The following is a 19,791-nucleotide window of genomic DNA, read 5'->3' as shown; positions in this document are numbered from 1 at the left end:
AACCGTTCTCTATCAGAAAACGTACAGGAGGATTCATATGGCGAAGATTTCAGATGCACCGCGAGCCCATGCCCGGTTCAAGTCTCCCGCGGACCGGTTATTCGATACCTTTAATATAGTCTTCATGATCTGTCTCATGATTGTCACGCTGTACCCGTTCATCAATACGCTCGCGGTTTCCTTCAATAATGCGACGGATTCGGTGAAAGGCGGCATATATTTATGGCCGCGGGATTTCACGTGGGAGAATTATAAATATGTATTTAACGAAGCCACGATATTCCACGCTACCTTCATCTCGGTTCTGCGTACGCTGATCGGTACGATCACTTCCGTATTCTGCTGTGCCATGGTGGCCTACACGATCAGCCGTCCGGAATACGTGCTGCGCAAATTCGTGTCGATCGCCTTCATTTTGACCATGTATTTCAGCGGCGGTTTGATTCCGAATTTCCTGCTGATTCGCGAATTGGGCATGCTGGGCACCTTCTCGGTGTACATCATTCCGGGCCTGATCGGCGTATTCAACGTCATCGTCATCCGCTCGTTCATCGAGGGATTGCCTGAGGGGATCCTGGAATCGGCCCGGATCGACGGCGCCGGCGAATTCACGACCTTCCTGAAAATCGTGCTTCCGCTGTGCGTGCCCGTGCTGGCCACGGTATCGCTGTTTACGGCAGTATCCCAGTGGAACTCCTGGTTCGACGTGTTCTTGTACAACTCCTCGTACGGCGAGCTTAGCACCCTGCAATACGAGCTGATGAAGATACTTCAGAATTCCAACTCCTCGCTGAATTCGGGCAACGATTATGCAAGCCAGTTTGCAAGCTCGGAAAGCGGCGCGAATCAGGTTACGCCGACCTCCATTCGGGCGACGATGACCATTGTGGCCAGCGTGCCGATCATTCTGGTGTACCCGTTCCTGCAAAAATACTTCGTGCAAGGGATGACCCTTGGCGGGGTGAAAGGTTAAGCTGCGGGAGTTGCTAAAGATGTACGCCGTACGATTGCTCCCTGTCGCACGGTGCGTGGTCCGCGGCATGTCTGGATGTCCGTCGACCAACGGATGCCGCCGCATCACGATCATCAACGATCAATTTTGCTATTGTCTTTAATTCTAAGGAGGGATTGGATATGTCCAACACGCAGCGAAGTGAACCCAGGCTTAAGGAGATGTTCGCGGATGACTTTTTCATCGGAGCGGCCGTGAACCCGAGGACGATCGAAACGCAGGAGGAATTGCTAGCGTACCATTTCAACAGCATTACGGCGGAAAATGAAATGAAGTTTGTCAGCGTGCACCCGGCGGAGGATACGTACACGTTCGAGGATGCGGACCGGCTTGCCGCTTTCGCCCGGAAGCATGGCATGAAGATGCGCGGCCATACGCTGGTATGGCATAACCAAACGACCGACTGGCTGTTCGAGGACAAGAACGGGGGCCTGGTGGATAAAGACACGCTGTACGAACGGCTAAAGTCGCATACCGACACGGTCGTGAAGCGGTACAAGGACGATATTTACGCCTGGGACGTCGTGAATGAGGTAATCGCCGATGAAGGCGCCGAACTTCTTCGTCCGTCCAAATGGCTGGACATTGCGGGCCCCGACTTTATCTCCAAGGCATTCGAGTATGCGCATGAAGCCGATCCGTCGGCCCTCTTGTTCTATAACGATTACAATGAGTCCCACCCGAATAAACGGGACAAAATCTACACGCTGGTCAAGTCTTTGCTGGATCAAGGAACTCCTGTTCACGGCGTTGGCTTGCAGGCCCACTGGAATCTGTACGATCCGGATCTTGACGATATCCGGGCGGCGATCGAGAAGTACGCGTCGCTCGGCCTGCAGCTTCAACTCACGGAGCTCGATGTGTCGATGTTCCGGTTCGACGACAAGCGGAAGGATCTGACCGAGGCGCCGGAGGAGCTGCTGGAGGCTCAAGCGAAGCGGTATGAGGCGATGTTCGGCATATTGAAGGAATACCGGGATTATATTACGTCCGTGACCTTCTGGGGTGCTGCTGACGATTACACCTGGTTGGACAATTTCCCGGTACGGGGGCGGAAGAATTGGCCTTTCCTGTTCGATGAGCGGCATCAGCCGAAACCGGCGTTTCATCGCTTGGTGGAGCGTATGGTCAAAGTGTAAGGATTTTAGGGGTTGAACCCATCATTTTAGATAACGACAGCGATAATATAGGCGGCTGAAGACGCCATCAGCTTGTCATCTAGCCGGTCCTTGTGACCGGCGTCTGCATGTTAGTCCTTAAGGAAGCAGGAGTCGAAAACATTGAGATGCTGGGGAGAAACGTTAACCTTGGCCCAAGAAGGGGGAAATTACGTTGAACAGCACTTTATATCAAGCATGGCTGCAGTATGCGCCCATTAAGGACGAGGAGCTTGCTGCCGCGTACAGCCGACTGTTAGGCACCGTGGTTGCGGATCTGCAGCAGTCGCGGGTGGCAAACGCTGTGATCCAGGAACTGAGGAATGCATGTCGATCCATGCTCGGCATCGTACCGTCCATCACATCCGAGGCCAAGGCTTCATCCTATTTCGAGGTGCGTATTCATGCGGCAGACGCCGAAGAGGGCACGGAAGAGATTGGGGAAGATTCGATGGGAGTGGGGAAAGCCCGGCTGGGCGCAGAGGGTTTTCGGCTGGAGCATACAGTCCATGGGCAGCAGGAGAAGCTGATCCTGACCGGTGGATCCGGGAAAGGCGTGTTATACGGGGTGTTCCATTTATTGAGATTGCTGGCATCCCACCAGCCGTTGACCGGTCTGAACATAACCGAGCAGCCTGTGAACGGAGTGCGGATGATAAATCAATGGGATAATGCCGACGGCTCGGTTGAACGGGGGTACGCGGGCAACTCGATTTTTTACGAAAACGGACGGTTCACCGAAAATCTGGATCGCGTAAGAGACTACGCCCGTCTGTTAGCTTCCGTGGGCCTGAATGCCATCTCCATTAATAACGTCAATGTGCATGAAATCGAGACGAAGTTCATTACCGCTGAATATTTGCCGACGATTGCAAAGATCGCGGATATCTTCCGGGAATATGGCATCACGCTGTACCTGAGCATAAACTTCGCCGCTCCGCTGCATATCGGCGGCGTACCCACGTCGGACCCGCTAGATCAAGAGGTTCGGCAGTGGTGGAAGGATACGGCGAATGAGATCTACGATCATATACCGGACTTCGGCGGCTTTGTGGTCAAGGCGGATTCGGAGCACCGTCCGGGCCCGTTCGCCTATGGCAGAGACCACGCCGATGGCGCCAATATGCTGGCTGAAGCGCTGGAACCGCATGGCGGGCTTGTCATCTGGCGCTGCTTCGTCTACAACTGCATGCAGGATTGGCGGGACCGCAGCACGGACCGCGCGCGGGCGGCCTATGATCATTTTACCCCGCTGGACGGACGGTTTAAGGACAATGTGCTGCTGCAGATCAAGAACGGTCCGATGGACTTCCAAGTAAGGGAGCCGGTATCCCCGCTGTTCGGCAGCATGAAAGAGACCAATCAGGTGCTGGAGTTCCAGATCGCCCAGGAATATACCGGACAGCAGCGCCACGTATGCTATTTGGTGCCGCAGTGGAAAGAGGTGCTGGATTTCGATACCTACGCGAACGGAACGGGGTCCGAGGTTAAGAAGATCGTGGACGGTTCGCTGCACGGCATGAGATACAGCGGGATCGCCGCCGTTTCCAACATCGGGAATGATGAGAATTGGACGGGACACACCTTGGCGCAGGCGAATCTGTATGGATTCGGCCGGCTGGTTTGGAATCCGGATATGTCCGCCGAAGGGATCGCGGAGGAATGGACGAGGCTGACCTTCGGCAATGATGAGACGGTGGTCGCCGTGGTGTGCGGCATGCTGATGCAATCGTGGCCGATCTATGAAAGCTACACGTCGCCGCTCGGGGTGGGCTGGATGATTACGCCGCATACGCATTACGGACCGGATGTGGACGGTTATGAATATTCAAGGTGGGGCACCTACCATTTCGCGGATCGGGACGGTATTGGGGTGGACCGCACGGTGGCGACGGGCACGGGGTACACCGCACAGTATTTCGAGCCGAATGCGGCCCGATATGATTCGCTGGAGGAGTGTCCTGACGAGCTGCTGCTGTTCTTCCATCATGTGCCGTACTCGCATGTGCTGAAATCGGGCAAAACGGTGATTCAGCATATCTATGACACGCACTTCGAAGGTGCGGAAGCTGCGGCCGGGCTCCTGAAAGCCTGGACATCGCTCGAAGGCAAGGTCGATCTGGAGCGTTTAACCCAAGTCACCGAACGGTTAGCTGACCAGGCCGAGCATGCCAAGCATTGGCGGGACGTGATCAATACGTATTTTTACCGCAAATCCGGCGTGCCGGATGCGCAGGGGCGGACGATTTATTAATGGAGCTCAGGTTTTCCGCATGCGGAAATATAGGGGGGTGCCCCATCAGGCTGCTGGCCTGATGAGGCACCCTTTTTCATGGGCCGAAAATTATCGCGGGTACAAGCATATACTGTAGATGACATGCCCCCACGGCAAAATGTTCCGCAATCTCATTCCATAAGCTGGGCTTTATAGGGTGGGGGGCTATATGATATACTAGGGTTAGAATAAGAAGAAGTAACGTGATCAAGGGGGGAATGGGTATGACAACCGAGAACCATGTACATGATGCATGCGCAGTAACCGGTGAACGGAAGAGCCATCATTCGGACAAAACGAAAAGCAATCTCATCAGCCGGTTGAACCGGATTGAAGGGCAGATCCGCGGCGTGAAGGGCTTAATTGAGAAGGATACGTACTGTGACGATGTGTTAAACCAGATCTCCTCGATCCAGTCGGCCTTGAACGGCGTCAGCAAATTGCTGCTGGAGCATCATATGAAGAGCTGCGTGGTGGAGCGCCTGCAGGAAGGCGACGATGAGGTCATTACCGAGCTGTTAACCACCATGAATAAACTGATGAAGTAACGGAGTTCCCTGCTGGGGCTATCCGATTACGATGAATATCCATGGAGCTGCCACCTTGGGAAGGTGGCAGTAATTGTTTGTTGAAGTGGAGAAATACCGCACGGTTATGCAGTTTCATCATAGCGCGGCCATGTTTTTCAAAAAAAATGAGAAAACCCATTGACTAATTATAGGGTAGGGGGGTATACTAACATCAAGAAATGAGAACAACGAGTTTCGGGCTTGGCTGTTACAGAGCCCTAATAAATCCAATACCAAAAGGAGAGATTGATTATGGAACAGGTAACAATCAAAGTAGAAGGCATGTCCTGCATGCATTGCGTGAATTCCATTGAAGGAGCTTTAAAGAATGAGAACATCGAGGGGCACGTGGATTTGAAGGCAGGCACGGTCTCCGTGAAATATGACACAGGCAAAGTCAATTTGGATCAAATCAAAGAAATTATCGAGGAACAAGGATATAACGTAGTTTAACCAAACGGCACGAGGATGAAGAGGGGTGAGGAGAAGATGGGAGCAGAAGCAACAATGGAACAGAAGAAAACGTCGCTGCAGTTAACGGGTATGACATGTGCCGCCTGTGCGAATCGGATTGAGAAGGGTCTTAGCAAAATGGAGGGCGTCCAGGAAGCGAATGTGAATTTTGCGCTGGAAAAAGCGTCGGTTACATTTGATCCGAATGTGGTTACCGTCCAGCAGATGGAAGAGAAAATCGAAAAGCTGGGTTACGGAACAGCAAAGGAAACGGTGGACCTGCAGCTGATTGGCATGTACTGTGCGGCCTGTGCTACGAAAATCGAGAAAGTGGTTAGCCGGATGCCAGGTGTTAATCAGGCCAACGTCAATTTTGCACTGGAGACGGCCCGGGTGGAATTCAATCCCGCAGAGGTCAGCCTTAGCGATATTCAACAGCGCGTGGAGAAGCTCGGGTATCAGGCGGTTTCCAAACAGGAGACGCTTGATCAGGAAGGTCACCGCAAGGAGGCCATCACCAAGCAAAAGCGGAAGCTGCTCCTGTCGGCGATTCTGTCGCTGCCGCTGCTCTGGGCCATGGTAAGCCATTTCTCCTTCACCTCCTGGATCTGGATGCCGGATCTGTTCATGAACCCTTGGTTCCAGCTGATCCTGGCAACGCCGGTACAGTTTTTTATCGGGAAACAGTTCTATGTGGGAGCTTATAAGGCTCTCCGCAACAAAAGCGCCAATATGGACGTTCTGGTCGCACTCGGTACCTCGGCAGCCTATTTCTACAGCCTGTATTTAACGATCGATTGGGCCGCTGCCGGAGCAAATGCACACCATGGGCCTGAAATGTACTATGAAACGAGTGCGGTGCTGATCACGCTGGTCATTATGGGGAAACTGTTCGAATCCCTGGCCAAAGGCCGCACCTCGGAGGCCATTAAAACCCTGATGGGTCTTCAGGCCAAAACGGCGCTGGTCGTTCGTGACGGTCAGGAGATGACCATCCCGGTGGAACAGGTCCTGGTGGGTGATTTCGTACTGGTAAAGCCGGGTGAGAAAATTCCGGTTGACGGTAAAGTCGTGGAGGGCACGTCGGCGGTAGACGAGTCGATGCTGACCGGTGAGAGCATTCCGGTTGAGAAAAAAGCGGGCGATGCCGTCATCGGCGCCACGATTAACAAGAACGGACGCTTGACGCTTGAAGCAACGAAGGTGGGCAAAGAGACCGCTCTAGCCCAAATTATCAAGGTGGTTGAGGAAGCGCAGGGCTCCAAGGCCCCGATTCAGCGGGTGGCCGATGTCATCTCCGGCATTTTCGTTCCGATCGTGGTCGGCATTGCGATTGTTGCTTTCCTCGTATGGTACTTCTGGGTAACGCCCGGTAATTTCGCGCAATCGTTAGAAATTGCCATTGCAATCCTGGTTATTGCTTGTCCGTGCGCGCTGGGTCTGGCTACGCCGACCTCGATCATGGCCGGTTCGGGCCGCGCTGCAGAGCTGGGAGTTCTGTTCAAGGGCGGGGAGTATCTGGAGTCCACGCACAAAATCGACGCGATTATTCTGGACAAAACAGGAACGGTCACGAAAGGCAAGCCTGAACTGACCGATGTGGAAGTCGATAACATCGATCAGGAGCTGTTCCTGCGTTTGGTCGGAGCTGCCGAGAAGAGCTCCGAGCATCCGCTTGCCGAAGCGATCGTGGCCGGGATTGAGGCGAAAGGAACGAAGCTTCCGACTGCTGAGCATTTTGAAGCGATTCCAGGCTACGGCATCCAGGCCAGCGTGGAAGGACACGAAGTTCTGGTCGGTACTCGCAAGCTGATGGCACTGCATAACGTGCCGGTCGATGCGACCTTAACCAGAATGTCGGAGCTGGAAACCGAGGGTAAGACCGCTATGCTTACCGCGGTAGACGGCCGATATGCCGGTCTTGTGGCCGTAGCGGATACCATCAAGGAGACGTCTAAGGCTGCTGTAGCAAGGCTGAAGCAAATGGGTATTGAAGTGATCATGATTACCGGCGACAACGAACGCACGGCTCAGGCCATTGCCAAACAGGTTGGCATTGACCATGTGCTTGCAGAGGTACTGCCGGAGGGCAAAGCGGATGAAGTGAAGAAACTCCAGCAGCAGGGCAAGAAGGTCGCCATGGTCGGCGACGGCATTAACGATGCGCCGGCCCTTGCGGTTGCCGATATCGGCATGGCCATCGGCACAGGCACGGATGTGGCTATGGAAGCCGCCGACGTTACGCTGATGAAGGGCGACCTGAACAGCATTCCGGACGCCATCTACATGAGCCGCAAGACGATGAGCAACATCCGTCAGAACCTGTTCTGGGCCTTGGGTTACAACTCGCTCGGCATTCCGATTGCCGCCATCGGGCTTCTGGCGCCTTGGGTGGCCGGGGCCGCCATGGCACTTAGCTCCGTATCGGTCGTGCTGAATGCCCTTCGTCTGCAGCGGATGAAGGTATAACGGGAAGCAGGCAGGCCTTTTATATAGAGTATGTTGGTAACCAAGCAAGAAAACGATATTAGGGTGACTTGATGGGAGTGTAGACATTTGGCCATGCAAAAATTTGCTGTGACCCCCGGCTTTGAAGTGGGCGGAACGCTGTTCCGCCCGGATCAGCTGGCCGTATTGGGGTCCATCGTAGGCGATGATGCCCGCATCGAGATGACAACCTTCAAGCAGCTGTACGTGGAGATGGATGAAGAGCGGGTGGAGGAAGCCAAGACGAAGCTGGAAGCCGCCGGACTGGAGGTACATCCCGCCGGCTTCGTCTCCAAGAGCCTGATTACCTGCAACTTTTGCCGGGGGGCGGAGGATTCGGGACTGGATGTTGCCAAGATGCTGGATGAAGCTATCGCCGACCATCCCGTACCCAATCCGCTAAAGATCGGGTACGCAGGCTGCGCGCTCGGCACCAGCGAGCCGCTGCTGAAGGATATTGCCGTTATTAAGATGCGAAATACCTACGATATCTATGTAGGCGGGGAGCCGAGAGGCTTGAAGGCTTTACTGGCGAAGCAGCTCCATACGGATCTGACGCCGGATCGGCTGGCTCCGATCATCCTGAAGCTGATCGCCATCTACCAGGAGCACGGCAAGAAAAAAGAGAAGTTCTCGCGTTTCGTTGAGCGCATGACACTGGATCATCTCCGCCAATCCACGCTGGATGCGCGGATGGATACGGCAGGATGAACGAAGGACAATGAAAGGCATCACCTCAGGGTGGTGCTTTTTTTGTTGGTGGAGGCTGGCACTGGAGTTCTTCCCATCCGTCGGAGTCCAGCTCGGCGCCACCATGACATCTTCTTTATTCTTCAAGGTAACATGTGTAGTTTAGAGGGTTACGCCGAAGCAACGATGGATATACTTTCAAGAGCACCTGCGGGTGCTCTTTTTTTATTTGGCAGATTGGCAGTGTAGCAGCATCTTTGCCCAGCTCGGCCAAGTTGAATCATTTTTAATATAGACGGGTTTTCATCGGGCGTGAATGTGGGAATAACCACCAAATCGGGCATTTTATCGTGGTTGACGAGCGATGTGAAAGGGTATACAATTTGAATTGTTAAAAGCTTTTAACTATTTAATTTCGTAATATATAAGTGTGGGACTTCGTTAAGCATCGAGGTGATGAAACTGGATAAGCGGGAGCATTTATCTAACATGGTAGCCCGTCAGATGATGACGCTTGTGGCGAACTATGCCAAGATTCTGGACAATGATTTGACCGGCCCCCAGTATTACGTGCTTCAGACCTTGGCGTATGAGGGGCAGCAGACCAGCTCGTATTTTGCCAATGCCCTGAATGTTACGTTGTCGGCTGTCACCAACTTGAGCAACAAGCTGGTGAGCAAGGGTTATATTGAACGGGTAGCGTCGAGCGAGGACAGGCGTCAAGTCTATCTTAGGATCACGGAGCAGGGACGCGAGGTGGAAGCCCGGATGATTGCGAAGTACCGTGAATTGAATGAAGGCTTATGGTCGGATTTCTCGGATCAGGAGATGGATGTCTTGATCGGTTCGTACGAGAAGATGATCGAGCATTTGCAGCTTAAGATCGGGCAGTCCCATATGGACAGCCAATCCAACGGCTAACATTAGGAGGTATTTATATGGGAAGATTAGACAATAAAGTAGCGATTATTACGGGTGCGGCTGGAGGCATGGGTAAAGCTGACGCTCTTTTGTTTGCGCAAGAGGGGGCCAAGGTTGCGATTACGGACCTTCAGGAGGACAAAATCAAAGACGTCGTCGCTGAGATTGAAGCGCTCGGCGGCGAAGCACTGGGAATCAAGCATAACGTTGCTTCCGAAGAAGATTGGGTCCGCGTCGTGGACGAGACGGTTCAAAAATTCGGCAAAATCGATATTCTGGTCAACAATGCCGGTGTCTCCAATGCAACGCCGTTCATGGATTTGACGGTCGAAGGCTGGGAGAAGACGATGTCGATCAACGTCACGAGCATATTCCTCGGCCAAAAATATGTCATTCCGCACATGATCGAAGCCGGGGGCGGCTCCATCGTCAACATCTCCTCCATTGCCGGCCTGACGGGCGGAAGCGGCGCCGGTCCTTACACGGCAAGCAAAGGCGCGGTACGCATGCTGACCAAAGCCACGGCCGTTGACTTTGCGAAGCATAACATCCGCTGCAACTCGGTTCACCCGGGCTACATCGAAACGCCGATGACCGTGGATCTCTTCAAGGACGAAAAAATGATGCAGTGGTTCCAATCCCAGACGCCGTTGCCACGACTCGGCAAAGCGGAAGATATCGCGCGCGGCGTGCTGTTCCTGGCCTCCGACGAGTCCTCTTACATTACGGGCGTCGAGTTGCCGATCGACGGCGGGTATTTCGCGAAGTAAGCCGGACATTCATTCAGCTTGTTCATAAGCTGTCAATGTTTTGAATCATAAGGACACAAGCTCAGTCAGACGTTATATTTATTTTCATCAAGGGGAGTGTTGTTTCATGTCCGATAACCAACAGATTGCTGTCATTACCGGCGCGGCCAGCGGGATCGGCAGAGCCGCCAGCCTGAAATTGGCAGAGAACGGTGCCGCGGTTGTGCTCGTGGATTTCAACAAGGAAGCCGGCGAAGAGACGCTGCGATTGATTAAGGAGCAGGGCGGAGAGGGAATCTTCGTGCAGGCGGATGTGACAAAAACCGAGGATGTTCAGAACTATGTGAACAAGGCGGTTGAAGCTTACGGCCGAATCGATTTCTTCTTCAGTAATGCAGGTATCGTGCAAAAGTTCTCCATGCTGGACGATATCGACGAGAACGAATTTGACCGTCAAATGTCCGTGAATGTGAAGGGCGCTTTCCTTGGCATGAAGTATGTTTTGAAGGTCATGAAGGAACAGGGCAGCGGACATATCGTGAACACGGCTTCCACGGCGGGCATCCGCAGCGAACACAGTGCCGCCGCATATTCGGCAAGCAAGCACGCGGTTGTGGGCTTGACCAAGGCAGCTGCGCTGGAATACGTGAAGCAGGGCATTCGCGTGAACGCCATCTGCCCGGGCGGCGTTCAGACGCCGCTGACCGCAGCGGTGGCCAAGTCCTTCATGGAAGGCGGCTACGTGCCTGAGGAAGTGGGCAACATGCGGATGGGCCGTCCGGCTGAGGCGGACGAAATCGCAAACGTGGTTGCCTTCCTGGCTTCCCCGGGCTCCAGCTACATGACAGGCTCGCTGGTTACGATTGATGGCGGGCTGACGCTGTAATATCCGGATTGAAAAAAAGACCAGTCAGGCACCGGGATTCCGGGCTTGACTGGTCTTTTTGGCATGACGTTTATTTGATGCCGACGACTTCCGCCAGCAGCTCATAAGAACGGAGGCGCGCTTGATGATCATAGATCGCGGCCGCGACAATGATTTCGTCCGCGTCCGTCGACTGCTGGAACTGCTCCAGCTGCGCGCGGACGGTTGCGGGACTGCCGATGGCGGAAAAACTGAGCTGGCGCTTCACGATGGCCTGCTCCTGCAGGTTCCACAGATCATCCATGCTGTCCACCGGCGGACTCAGCTGGCCGGTGCGGCCCCGGATGATGTTCAGGAACTGCTGGTACGGCGAGGTAGCCAGGCGCTGCGCTTCCTCATCCGTGTCCGCGCAGATCACGTTCACGCCGATCATGGCATACGGCTTGCTTAGCTCGGATGAAGGGCGGAAGCTGGTCCGGTACAGATCGAGCGCAGCCATTAGATAGTCCGGAGCAAAGTGGCTAGCAAAAGAGAACGGAAGCCCCAGCTGACCCGCAAGCTGCGCACTGAAACCGCTGGAGCCGAGCAGCCAGATCGGAACATGCAGGCCTTCCCCCGGAATCGCCCGGATACGCATGGACGAGCCGGAGGTAGGCTGGAAGTAATTCCGCAGCTCGCCGAGGCGGTCCGGGAAGTCCTGGCCGTCGCTGCCCGGGCCGCGGCGGAGCGCCCGGGAGGTTAGCTGATCCGAACCCGGCGCACGGCCAAGACCTAGATCGATCCGGCCAGGATACAAGGATTCGAGGGTGCCGAACTGCTCGGCAATGACAAGCGGAGCATGGTTCGGCAGCATAATGCCGCCGGATCCGACGCGGATCTTGCTGGTGCCTCCGGCCACATGGCCTATGACCACCGAAGTGGCCGAGCTGGCGATCCCCGGCATGTTGTGATGTTCGGCAAGCCAGTAGCGGTTATAGCCCCACTTCTCGGCATGCTGAGCCAGATCAAGCGTATTCCGCAGCGACTGTGCAGCTGTGCTGCCCGCTGTAATCGGCGCCAGATCGAGGATGGAAATCGGGATATCGCGAAGCGTTTTGGACGCTGTAGGGTCAAGATTTGCTTCTGTCATACGGAATGACCTCCTTATTCGTGCACGGCACGGTAAGTATTCTATATAGAGACGGGCACCCGGTCGAACGGACGCCGGACATGAAATCCATCTATCGAAAAATGGTATCTCTATATAACGAACATTATATACCTACTTAATCCATAAGAAAAATGTACATCGATGTACTTTCACAGAAGCCAGACCGCGTTTAGCGGAATTTTTTCTTGCGATGATCGAATGGTCCGGCTTTGCTGAAAGCTTGCAAATTCGATCATCTAAAGAAAAATGTACATCGATGTACTTTCACAGAAGCCAGACCGCGTTTAGCGGAAATTTTTCTTGCGATGATCGAATGGTCCGGCTTTGCTGAAAGCTTGCAAATTCGATCATCTAAAGAAAAATGTACATCGATGTACTTTCACAGAAGCCAGACCGCGTTTAGCGGAAATTTTTCTTGCGATGATCGAAAGGTCCAGCTTTGCTGAAAGCTTTTAGATTCGATCATCTAAAGAAAAATGTACATCGATGTACTGTCATAGAAGCCAGACCGCTTTTAGCGGAAATTTTTCTTGCGATGATCGAATGGTCTAGCTTTGCCGAAAGCTTGCAGATTCGAAATCGGCATGCAGCTCATCCATATAGTATATGCTTTTTAAGCTGGTCTAAGTATCGCCAAACCCTATTCATGCATTTTTAATGAAGGAGTTTCTATGCAGCTTCTCACATAATATGAGTTCGAAAAAACCAAACAACGCAGCCATCACATGGCTGCGTTGTTGAACGTTAGATAATAAGCTGATGGTGTCCTTATTCCGCTCCGTTGGGCAGCTCAATCCGCTCCATCCCGTTCATGTAAGGCCTGAGCGCCTTCGGAATGAGGATCGAACCGTCGGGCTGCTGGTGGTTCTCCAGCAGCGGGATGAGAATTCGCGGCGAAGCCACGGCCGTATTGTTCAAGGTGTGGCAGTAGCGCAGCTTGCCTTCCGCGTCCCGGTAGCGGATGTTCGAGCGGCGCGCCTGGAAGTCGAGCAGATTCGACGACGAGTGGGTCTCCCCATAAGCTCCGCGGCTTGGCATCCATGTCTCAATGTCGTATTGTTTGTATGTTTTCTGCGACATGTCCCCGGTACAGACGGCAACGACCCGGTAAGGCAATTCGAGCTTCTGCAGCAGCTCCTCGGCATTGGCCGTAATCTCTTGCAGAAGCTGCTCCGAGGCCTCCGTGCTGGCTTCGCAGAGAACGACCTGTTCCACCTTCGCGAACTGGTGCACCCGATAGAGGCCGTGGACGTCCCGGCCGCCGGAGCCAACCTCGCTCCGGAAGCAAAGCGATGCTGCTGCCAGGCGAATCGGCTCCGCTACATCGACGATTTCCCCGCTGTAGAACGATACCAACGGCACCTCCGAGGTACCGACGAGCCATTTATCTTGCTCCGTAATTTGAAAGGCCTGATCCTGACCGAGCGGGAAGAAGGCGGTATTCTGCATGGCCTCCGTCCTTACGGTTAACGGTACATCCATAAGGGTGAAACCCTTGGCGACCAGCATATCCACCGCCAGCTGCTGAACGGCCCGATGGAGCATTGCGCCGATGCCTGTCAGGTAGTAGCTGCGCGTGCCAGCGGTTTTGACGCCGCGGGGAATGTCGACCATGCGGTGCAGTTCCCCGAGCGTGACATGGTCCCTGAATTGATAATCAAACACGGGGAGCTCGCCTACTCGTCTGATCTCCACGTTGTCCTCATCCGAGGCTCCCACAGGCGTGTCCGGCGACACGATATTCGGTACGAGTATAAGCAGCTCGTTATAAGCTTCGTTAACCTCCCGGTATAACGTTTCCTGCTGGTCTAGTTCCTCGTTGATGGTTTTGACCTGCTGTTTTTGCCGTTCCGCTTCATCCGGTTTGCCTTGCCGCACCAGGGCACTGATCTCCTGCGAGATGGCATTACGCTGCTGACGCAATGCTTCCACGGCCAACAGCAGCGTACGCCGCTGGTCATCCAGACGGACAAGCTCGGCAACCGAAAGGGCGATGCCTTTCCGGTCAGCCACTTGCTGCAATTCTTCCTGATGATCCGTGCTCTCCCGGATCCATTTCATATCTAACATAATCACCGCGCTCCTTTGCCCTAAAAAAATAAAAAAGCGTCCTAGTCCATATGGGACGAGGGACGCTTATGCGCTCGCGGTGCCACCCAAATTGATTGAACCGTAACCTGACCAGGGAACATGTCGGCCTGCGTTCAATCCACTTTGATTCCGCGATAACGGGCGGGTCCGGTTAACTTAGGGGGACGGCTGATCGGGTGTAGATCGAATCCCCTTGACGAGAACGCCTCAGAGTTGGAAGCTCATCATCGGCCTGATACTGATATTGTTGTTCAGTATACCGCATGAGATGTCTTTTATACAAGGGGTTAACCGGATTTTTGTACGCCGTTACGTCGACGCCGCTTTCTTCGCGGATCCCTGCCTCCAGCTGACAGGCTGCTCTGCGTCCCAGCGGAAAGTCCACGCCGCCGCTCCGAGAATGAGGATCGTAAAGCCGGTCAGGATGAGGAGCGGCATCCATATGCCGGCGATATCTCCCTGCGGATGGACAGCGATCGCCATGGCATCGACCAGATGGTGAAACGGCTGCAGCTGCCCCAGGGTGACGACCCATGATGGGGCATGTTCCAAGGAGTAGAAGGCTTCGCTGGTCAGCAGCATCGGAAAGCTCATCAAGTTCGAGATCATGTTGACATTGCCTTCGTCCCTGGACAGATTGGCAGCCAGAAAACCGAGCGCGGTAAAACACGCGGAGCCGATCAGCAGTACGAGCAGCATCAGCGCCAGTCCCGTGAGGCTCAACTGCACCCCAAGCAGAAGCAGGCTCATGAGAATCGCGCAGGCGCTGACGAGCAGGGCCAGCACGGTTCGTGCCCCTGTCATTGCGGCAATGAAGGAGACGGTTCGAAAGGGCGTCGCCCGCAGCAGCTTGTAGATGCCCCGGTTGCGCTGGGCCATGACGTTAAAAGCGGTGACCATAGTGGCCCCGAACAGGATGTTGGTTGTCAGCACGCCTGCGAGGAGTCGGTGGGAGTAGGTCGCATCATGGAAATAAAGACCCAATCCGACCAGTATGGCGATTGGAAAAACGATGTTCCAAACCAGGGTGTGGGTGTCGCGGAACATGCTCCGCAGCATCGTTGCCATAATCATACGCATATCGATTCCTCCTAAGGTTTCTTTTTACTTGCATTCTCCATTTTCGAGTTCATCGGTCAATTGGATATACAGCTGTTCCAGGCTGTCCGTGCCGTAACGGCTGAGCAGCTCATCCGGCGTGCCGGAGGCCTTCACCTTTCCACCGCAGATAAGCACCAACCGGGTGGCAAGCTTATGGACCTCCTCCATGTCATGCGAGGTGAACACGATGGAGGTGCCGATATCCGCCAATGAACGGATCAGCTCCCGGATATCCCGGCGGGCCCGCGGGTCCAGCGCAGCGGTGGGCTCGTCGAGGAACAGCAGCTTGGGGTCATGGACCAGCGTCATGGCAATGGCGAGCCGTTTCTGCTGCCCCCCGGAGAGTCTGAGCGCATCGGTTCTGGCAGCCTCCGCAAGTCCGCAGCGGTCCAGGTGCCGGATCAGCTCCGCGCCGCTGAGACGTTTGCCGTAGAAGGCGGCGAACATGCGCAGATTCTCTATGGCGGTAAATCCGGGAAAGAAGGGAGTGGACTGCAGCTGAAGCCCGATATGCGGCGAAGGATCGGATGTCCAGTAGGTGACCGAGCCGGCATCGGGGCGGCGCAGACCCAGCACCAGATCCAGCGTCGTTGATTTCCCCGCGCCGTTCGGCCCGATGATCGCCAGCACTTCGCCTTCCCGTATGTTCAGAGTCACATCCCGTACGACCGTCCGCTGCCCATAGGTTTTTCTTAATCCCCTTGCTTGAATGAGTGTAGTTGACGTCATTTTGCGTTTCACGCTCCTTATTTGACCAATGTTATATATCCAATGTTGGATATTAGCCGAAAATGAAAGCCGCAGCTGAAGCTGAGGCTTATTCTTGAACGAGTGCAATGATCTTGTGGAGAAAGGCGATGTCCTGTTCCAGGATCGAAATCGCATTATCGAAGGTGGCAAGGGCGATCTTGGATAAGCCGTACTGGCCCTTGATTTCCTTACCCGAACGCCACTGGGCCAACGATTCCTCCACTTGCTTGAGATTCTGCTCCAGCAATTCCACCGCTTCCTCCTTAGGAATGTCCTCGATCCAGACCAAACCGAGCGAAAAGTCGGATTTAACGGTGTGGGGAGGAAGCTTCAACGTCTCGCGGATCATCTGCTGGAATAGCTTCTCACCTTCATCCGTGATGCTGTAAATTTTGCGGAGTCTCGCGCCGGTTCGCTCTTCGGCAGTGGCTGCAATCAACCCGTCGCTTTCCATCTTGTTCAGCGCGTAATAGATCGAACCGGACAGGATATTCGTCCACAGGTCCATACGGCTGGCCTGAATGAGCTGCTGGATTTCATATCCGTGCATAGGACGCTGTCGAAGAAATGAAAGCAGGATGAGGTTGGTCATGTAGGATCACTTCCTTAGGATGTGTGTGTAGAATGATGAATTCCATTACTGAATATCCAACGTTGGTTATTCAATGATTGTAATTATAAAGACGATGGAATCATTTGTCAACGATCCCCGATGAAATAGATATATGACATATGGATTGAATGAAAGCGATTTAACGTTTAGTCTAGTAGTGTGAACTAGTATGGCAGTTGGATGAGGAGGCTATAACGTCGATGAATTACAGACAATTGGGAAATACGGAGCTTCACATTAGCGAGGTCAGCTTCGGCACATGGGCGATCGGAGGCTCATGGGGGCAGACCGATGATCAGGAAGCCTTGAAGGGATTGGACCGCGCCATCGGCGAGGGCGTAAACTTCTTCGATACGGCCGACGTCTATGGAGATGGGCATGCCGAGGATTTGCTCTCGCGCGCAACCAAAGGGAAAGAAGATACCGTGCATGTGGCCACCAAGTTTTGCCGCGCCGGTGATATTCATGATCTTCAGACCTATTCCGAGGCGTCGATCCGCCGTTATTGCGAGGGCAGTCTGAAGCGGCTGCAGCGGGAGCGGATTGATCTTTATCAGGTTCACTGCCCTCCCTTCGAGGTGTTGAAGGACGGACGGGTGTTTGAAGTGCTGGACAAGCTGCAGGCCGAGGGGAAAATCCGACATTACGGCGTCAGCGTGGAAACGGTGGAGGAAGGATTGTTCTGTCTTGGGGCACCGGGGGTGAGGTCCCTGCAGGTGATTTTCAATCTGTTCCGCCAAAAACCGCTGGCCCAACTGCTCCCGAAGGCCAAAGCGTCGGGCGTCGGCATATTGGTGCGCTTGCCGCTCGCCAGCGGTTTGCTAACCGGAAAATTTACGGAGAGCACTACCTTCAGCGAGGGGGATCACCGGAATTTCAACGCGAACGGCGAGCGGTTTAACGTAGGCGAGACTTTTGCCGGCCTCCGATTTGAAAAAGGTGTCGAGCTCGCCAGAGAGCTCGCCTGGATTGCCGAGGGCCGAGGCGACATGGCTCGTGCATCCATGCGCTGGATTCTGGATTGCCCGGAGGTCACTGCCGTGATTCCCGGCTTCCGCAACGTCCGCCAGATCGAAGACAACCTGGGCACGCTGGACGTGCCTTCGTTCAGCATGGAGGAGAAAGAACGCCTTGCGCTTTTCTATCAGGAGCAGGTAGCCATGCACATCCGCGGCGCCTATTAAGCCGATTTCGAGAATAATAGGAGAGAAGCCTCCCGGTCACCAGGAGGCTTTTTGTTGCGGGCGATGAGTTGGAATCAAACGAATGGAAGCTGCTGCAGCGCTGCTTTAAAGCATATCCTATGCTTTATCATGGAAATGATACTATAATATAGGCAAAGATTCTGAATCGGAATGTGTTCAGCAGGAGGATTGTCGATTTGAATGATTTGTTGAAGCGGGAGCATGACATTATCAAGGTCTGCTTGTTAGCAGGCAAAATCATGCTGCAGAGCGGCGCGGAGACCTATCGGGTCGAGGATACGATGATGCGGATCGCCGCGGCTTTCGGCGTGGAGAACAGCCATAGCTATATGACCCCGACGGGCATTATCTTCTCGGTGGAGGAGCCGCAGCATATTACGCGGCTTATTCGTATTTCGGATCGGACAACCAATCTCCATAAGATCGATCAGGTCAACAGCGTGTCCCGGAGCGTCAGCCTCGGCGAGCTGACGATGGAAGAGGCTTACCGGGCCCTAGAGCGAATCGAGCATGAGCAGGCCATTTATCCGACATGGGTGCTGATTCTACTGTCAGCGATCGCTAGCGGGTGCTTTCTCATCATGTTTCGCGGCATCTGGCCGGATTTCGTACCGGCGGCCGTTGCGGGCGGCCTGGGCTTCTCCTGCTTCGTGTTCATGCATCGGGTCATCCCCGTCCGGTTCTTCGCCGAATTCTCGGGGGCGCTCGTCATCGGCATAACCTCCGTTTGGATGGTCAGATTCGGATTCGGCCATCAGCTGGATACGATCATCATCAGTTCCGTGATGCCACTCGTACCGGGCTTGCTGATCACGAATGCCATCCGCGATCTGATGGCAGGGCATCTGATATCCGGCTTGTCCAAAGGGGCGGAGGCTTTTGTTACGTCCTTTGCCATCGGCGCGGGCATTGCGTTTACTTTGTCATTCTAAGAGATGGGAAGGGTGGAGGGATAATGGTGGCAACCTTTTATATACAGCAGCTCATTACGAGTTTCGTTGCTTCGGCGGCCTTCGGGATCATTTTTAACGTACCCAAAAAAGCATTGCTGCAGTGCGGGTTTGCCGGCATGGTGGGCTGGCTGCTCTACATCATGCTTCAGGATATGAAAGTTGAGCCGGTGACGGCCACGGTAGTCGCAGCATTTTGCGTGACGATGATCAGTCATTTTTTCGCCAAAAAATACAAGACTCCTATCATCGTGTTCAGCGTGTCGGGGATTATTCCGCTCGTACCGGGCGGTGTCGCCTATAATGCCCTTCGCCATGTGGCCCAGAATCAATTCGATCAGGCCGTCCAGCTGGGGGCCCAAGCGTTCATGATTTCTGGCGCCATCGCGCTGGGGTTGCTGCTGTCGGAGGTGACCAATCAGGTCATAAGGAAATGGTCGATCACCCGATAAACCGATAAACCAGTAATCCTGCACCCTGAAATCCGGACCCCGACAACCCGAAACGAGCCTGGTTTATATGCGAAGCATGCGCTTCGATCCGACGGGAAATGCCCATGCTCCGACTCGTTGGTATCCGGGGGAGGGGCACCTATGCGTGTGTAATTGAATTGATGAACCAGCCGTATGTACGCATTTGCGGGATACGGTTTTTTGCGCGCTCGCCAAGGCGTGAATATCCTCCCCTCCTTCATGCATTTTTTTACATTAGTTTCATGTTATGCCTTTTTATTGTCCAAATCCTCGACATGCT

General features: G+C 54.1%; 18 protein-coding genes. 13 read left to right on the top strand and 5 right to left on the bottom strand.

The window, feature by feature from the left end:
• Positions 1-37: 37 nt before the first annotated feature.
• The 10 genes from MHH82_RS31210 (at position 38) to MHH82_RS31165 (ending at position 11,199) form a co-directional block, all read left to right on the top strand.
• Positions 38-973, top strand: coding sequence for a carbohydrate ABC transporter permease (locus tag MHH82_RS31210; RefSeq protein ID WP_036659372.1), 936 nt, complete (start codon positions 38-40; stop codon positions 971-973).
• Positions 974-1,134: 161 nt separating this feature from the next.
• On the top strand, positions 1,135-2,151 hold the full coding sequence (locus MHH82_RS31205; RefSeq protein WP_340969395.1) for an endo-1,4-beta-xylanase: 1,017 nt from the start codon (positions 1,135-1,137) through the stop codon (positions 2,149-2,151).
• A 193-nt stretch (positions 2,152-2,344) separates the two neighbouring features.
• Positions 2,345-4,423 (top strand): alpha-glucuronidase family glycosyl hydrolase, encoded by a 2,079-nt coding sequence (locus tag MHH82_RS31200; protein WP_340969393.1) that lies wholly within the window; start codon positions 2,345-2,347, stop codon positions 4,421-4,423.
• A gap of 245 nt (positions 4,424-4,668) precedes the next feature.
• On the top strand, positions 4,669-4,992 hold the full coding sequence (locus tag MHH82_RS31195; protein WP_009592707.1) for a metal-sensitive transcriptional regulator: 324 nt from the start codon (positions 4,669-4,671) through the stop codon (positions 4,990-4,992).
• 273 nt (positions 4,993-5,265) lie between these two features.
• A complete protein-coding gene (locus MHH82_RS31190) occupies positions 5,266-5,466 on the top strand; it encodes a cation transporter (RefSeq protein WP_015737908.1) in 201 nt (66 codons plus the stop codon).
• Positions 5,467-5,502: 36 nt separating this feature from the next.
• On the top strand, positions 5,503-7,935 hold the full coding sequence (locus tag MHH82_RS31185) for a heavy metal translocating P-type ATPase (protein ID WP_340969391.1): 2,433 nt from the start codon (positions 5,503-5,505) through the stop codon (positions 7,933-7,935).
• An 87-nt stretch (positions 7,936-8,022) separates the two neighbouring features.
• On the top strand, positions 8,023-8,664 hold the full coding sequence (locus MHH82_RS31180; RefSeq protein ID WP_340969390.1) for a nitrite reductase: 642 nt from the start codon (positions 8,023-8,025) through the stop codon (positions 8,662-8,664).
• A gap of 468 nt (positions 8,665-9,132) precedes the next feature.
• Complete coding sequence (locus MHH82_RS31175) at positions 9,133-9,564, top strand: MarR family winged helix-turn-helix transcriptional regulator (RefSeq protein WP_340969388.1); 432 nt, start codon at positions 9,133-9,135, stop codon at positions 9,562-9,564.
• Positions 9,565-9,581: 17 nt separating this feature from the next.
• Positions 9,582-10,334, top strand: a complete 753-nt coding sequence (locus MHH82_RS31170) for an SDR family NAD(P)-dependent oxidoreductase (RefSeq protein WP_036659355.1) — start codon at positions 9,582-9,584, stop codon at positions 10,332-10,334.
• 106 nt (positions 10,335-10,440) lie between these two features.
• Positions 10,441-11,199 (top strand): SDR family NAD(P)-dependent oxidoreductase, encoded by a 759-nt coding sequence (locus tag MHH82_RS31165; protein ID WP_340969386.1) that lies wholly within the window; start codon positions 10,441-10,443, stop codon positions 11,197-11,199.
• 70 nt (positions 11,200-11,269) lie between these two features.
• Here the strand turns inward: MHH82_RS31165 and MHH82_RS31160 are convergent, their stop codons facing one another.
• The 5 genes from MHH82_RS31160 to MHH82_RS31140 all read right to left on the bottom strand — a co-directional run bounded on the left by MHH82_RS31160 (position 11,270) and on the right by MHH82_RS31140 (position 16,862).
• Entirely contained in the window at positions 11,270-12,307 is a 1,038-nt protein-coding gene (locus MHH82_RS31160) for an LLM class flavin-dependent oxidoreductase (protein ID WP_251501113.1), read from the bottom strand.
• Between the two features lie 789 nt (positions 12,308-13,096).
• On the bottom strand, positions 13,097-14,398 hold the full coding sequence (gene serS, locus MHH82_RS31155; RefSeq protein ID WP_340969383.1) for a serine--tRNA ligase: 1,302 nt from the start codon (positions 14,396-14,398) through the stop codon (positions 13,097-13,099).
• A 330-nt stretch (positions 14,399-14,728) separates the two neighbouring features.
• On the bottom strand, positions 14,729-15,499 hold the full coding sequence (locus tag MHH82_RS31150) for an ABC transporter permease (protein ID WP_015737898.1): 771 nt from the start codon (positions 15,497-15,499) through the stop codon (positions 14,729-14,731).
• Positions 15,500-15,523: 24 nt separating this feature from the next.
• Positions 15,524-16,249 carry an ABC transporter ATP-binding protein gene (locus MHH82_RS31145; RefSeq protein WP_145039434.1) on the bottom strand — a complete coding sequence of 242 codons (726 nt, stop codon included), beginning with the start codon at positions 16,247-16,249 and terminating at the stop codon, positions 15,524-15,526.
• 88 nt (positions 16,250-16,337) lie between these two features.
• On the bottom strand, positions 16,338-16,862 hold the full coding sequence (locus MHH82_RS31140) for a PadR family transcriptional regulator (RefSeq protein ID WP_145039432.1): 525 nt from the start codon (positions 16,860-16,862) through the stop codon (positions 16,338-16,340).
• A 221-nt stretch (positions 16,863-17,083) separates the two neighbouring features.
• On the opposite strand from MHH82_RS31140, the gene MHH82_RS31135 reads away from it, so the two are divergent.
• From MHH82_RS31135 to MHH82_RS31125, 3 genes are all read left to right on the top strand, one after another.
• Positions 17,084-18,067 (top strand): aldo/keto reductase, encoded by a 984-nt coding sequence (locus MHH82_RS31135; RefSeq protein ID WP_340969378.1) that lies wholly within the window; start codon positions 17,084-17,086, stop codon positions 18,065-18,067.
• 197 nt (positions 18,068-18,264) lie between these two features.
• Positions 18,265-19,020 carry a threonine/serine exporter family protein gene (locus MHH82_RS31130; protein ID WP_015737894.1) on the top strand — a complete coding sequence of 252 codons (756 nt, stop codon included), beginning with the start codon at positions 18,265-18,267 and terminating at the stop codon, positions 19,018-19,020.
• 23 nt (positions 19,021-19,043) lie between these two features.
• The gene (locus tag MHH82_RS31125) at positions 19,044-19,490 is read left to right on the top strand and encodes a threonine/serine exporter family protein (protein ID WP_036659345.1); all 447 of its coding nucleotides are present in this window, start codon (positions 19,044-19,046) and stop codon (positions 19,488-19,490) included.
• Positions 19,491-19,791 lie beyond the last annotated feature (301 nt).

The sequence above is a fragment of the Bacillus sp. FSL K6-6540 genome, assembly GCF_038007545.1.
This window is presented reverse-complemented; position numbering and strand designations above follow the sequence as displayed.

Bases quoted from the DNA above. Each gene is read 5' to 3' on its own strand.
- MHH82_RS31210 (WP_036659372.1), top strand. From the start codon at position 38: ATGGCGAAGATTTCAGATGCACCGCGAGCCCATGCCCGGTTCAAGTCT.
- MHH82_RS31205 (WP_340969395.1), top strand. From the start codon at position 1,135: ATGTCCAACACGCAGCGAAGTGAACCCAGGCTTAAGGAGATGTTCGCG.
- MHH82_RS31195 (WP_009592707.1), top strand. From the start codon at position 4,669: ATGACAACCGAGAACCATGTACATGATGCATGCGCAGTAACCGGTGAA.
- MHH82_RS31190 (WP_015737908.1), top strand. From the start codon at position 5,266: ATGGAACAGGTAACAATCAAAGTAGAAGGCATGTCCTGCATGCATTGC.
- MHH82_RS31185 (WP_340969391.1), top strand. From the start codon at position 5,503: ATGGGAGCAGAAGCAACAATGGAACAGAAGAAAACGTCGCTGCAGTTA.
- MHH82_RS31175 (WP_340969388.1), top strand. From the start codon at position 9,133: ATGGTAGCCCGTCAGATGATGACGCTTGTGGCGAACTATGCCAAGATT.
- MHH82_RS31170 (WP_036659355.1), top strand. From the start codon at position 9,582: ATGGGAAGATTAGACAATAAAGTAGCGATTATTACGGGTGCGGCTGGA.
- MHH82_RS31165 (WP_340969386.1), top strand. From the start codon at position 10,441: ATGTCCGATAACCAACAGATTGCTGTCATTACCGGCGCGGCCAGCGGG.
- MHH82_RS31160 (WP_251501113.1), bottom strand. From the start codon at position 12,307: ATGACAGAAGCAAATCTTGACCCTACAGCGTCCAAAACGCTTCGCGAT.
- serS (WP_340969383.1), bottom strand. From the start codon at position 14,398: ATGTTAGATATGAAATGGATCCGGGAGAGCACGGATCATCAGGAAGAA.
- MHH82_RS31150 (WP_015737898.1), bottom strand. From the start codon at position 15,499: ATGCGTATGATTATGGCAACGATGCTGCGGAGCATGTTCCGCGACACC.
- MHH82_RS31145 (WP_145039434.1), bottom strand. From the start codon at position 16,249: ATGACGTCAACTACACTCATTCAAGCAAGGGGATTAAGAAAAACCTAT.
- MHH82_RS31140 (WP_145039432.1), bottom strand. From the start codon at position 16,862: ATGACCAACCTCATCCTGCTTTCATTTCTTCGACAGCGTCCTATGCAC.
- MHH82_RS31135 (WP_340969378.1), top strand. From the start codon at position 17,084: ATGAATTACAGACAATTGGGAAATACGGAGCTTCACATTAGCGAGGTC.
- MHH82_RS31125 (WP_036659345.1), top strand. From the start codon at position 19,044: ATGGTGGCAACCTTTTATATACAGCAGCTCATTACGAGTTTCGTTGCT.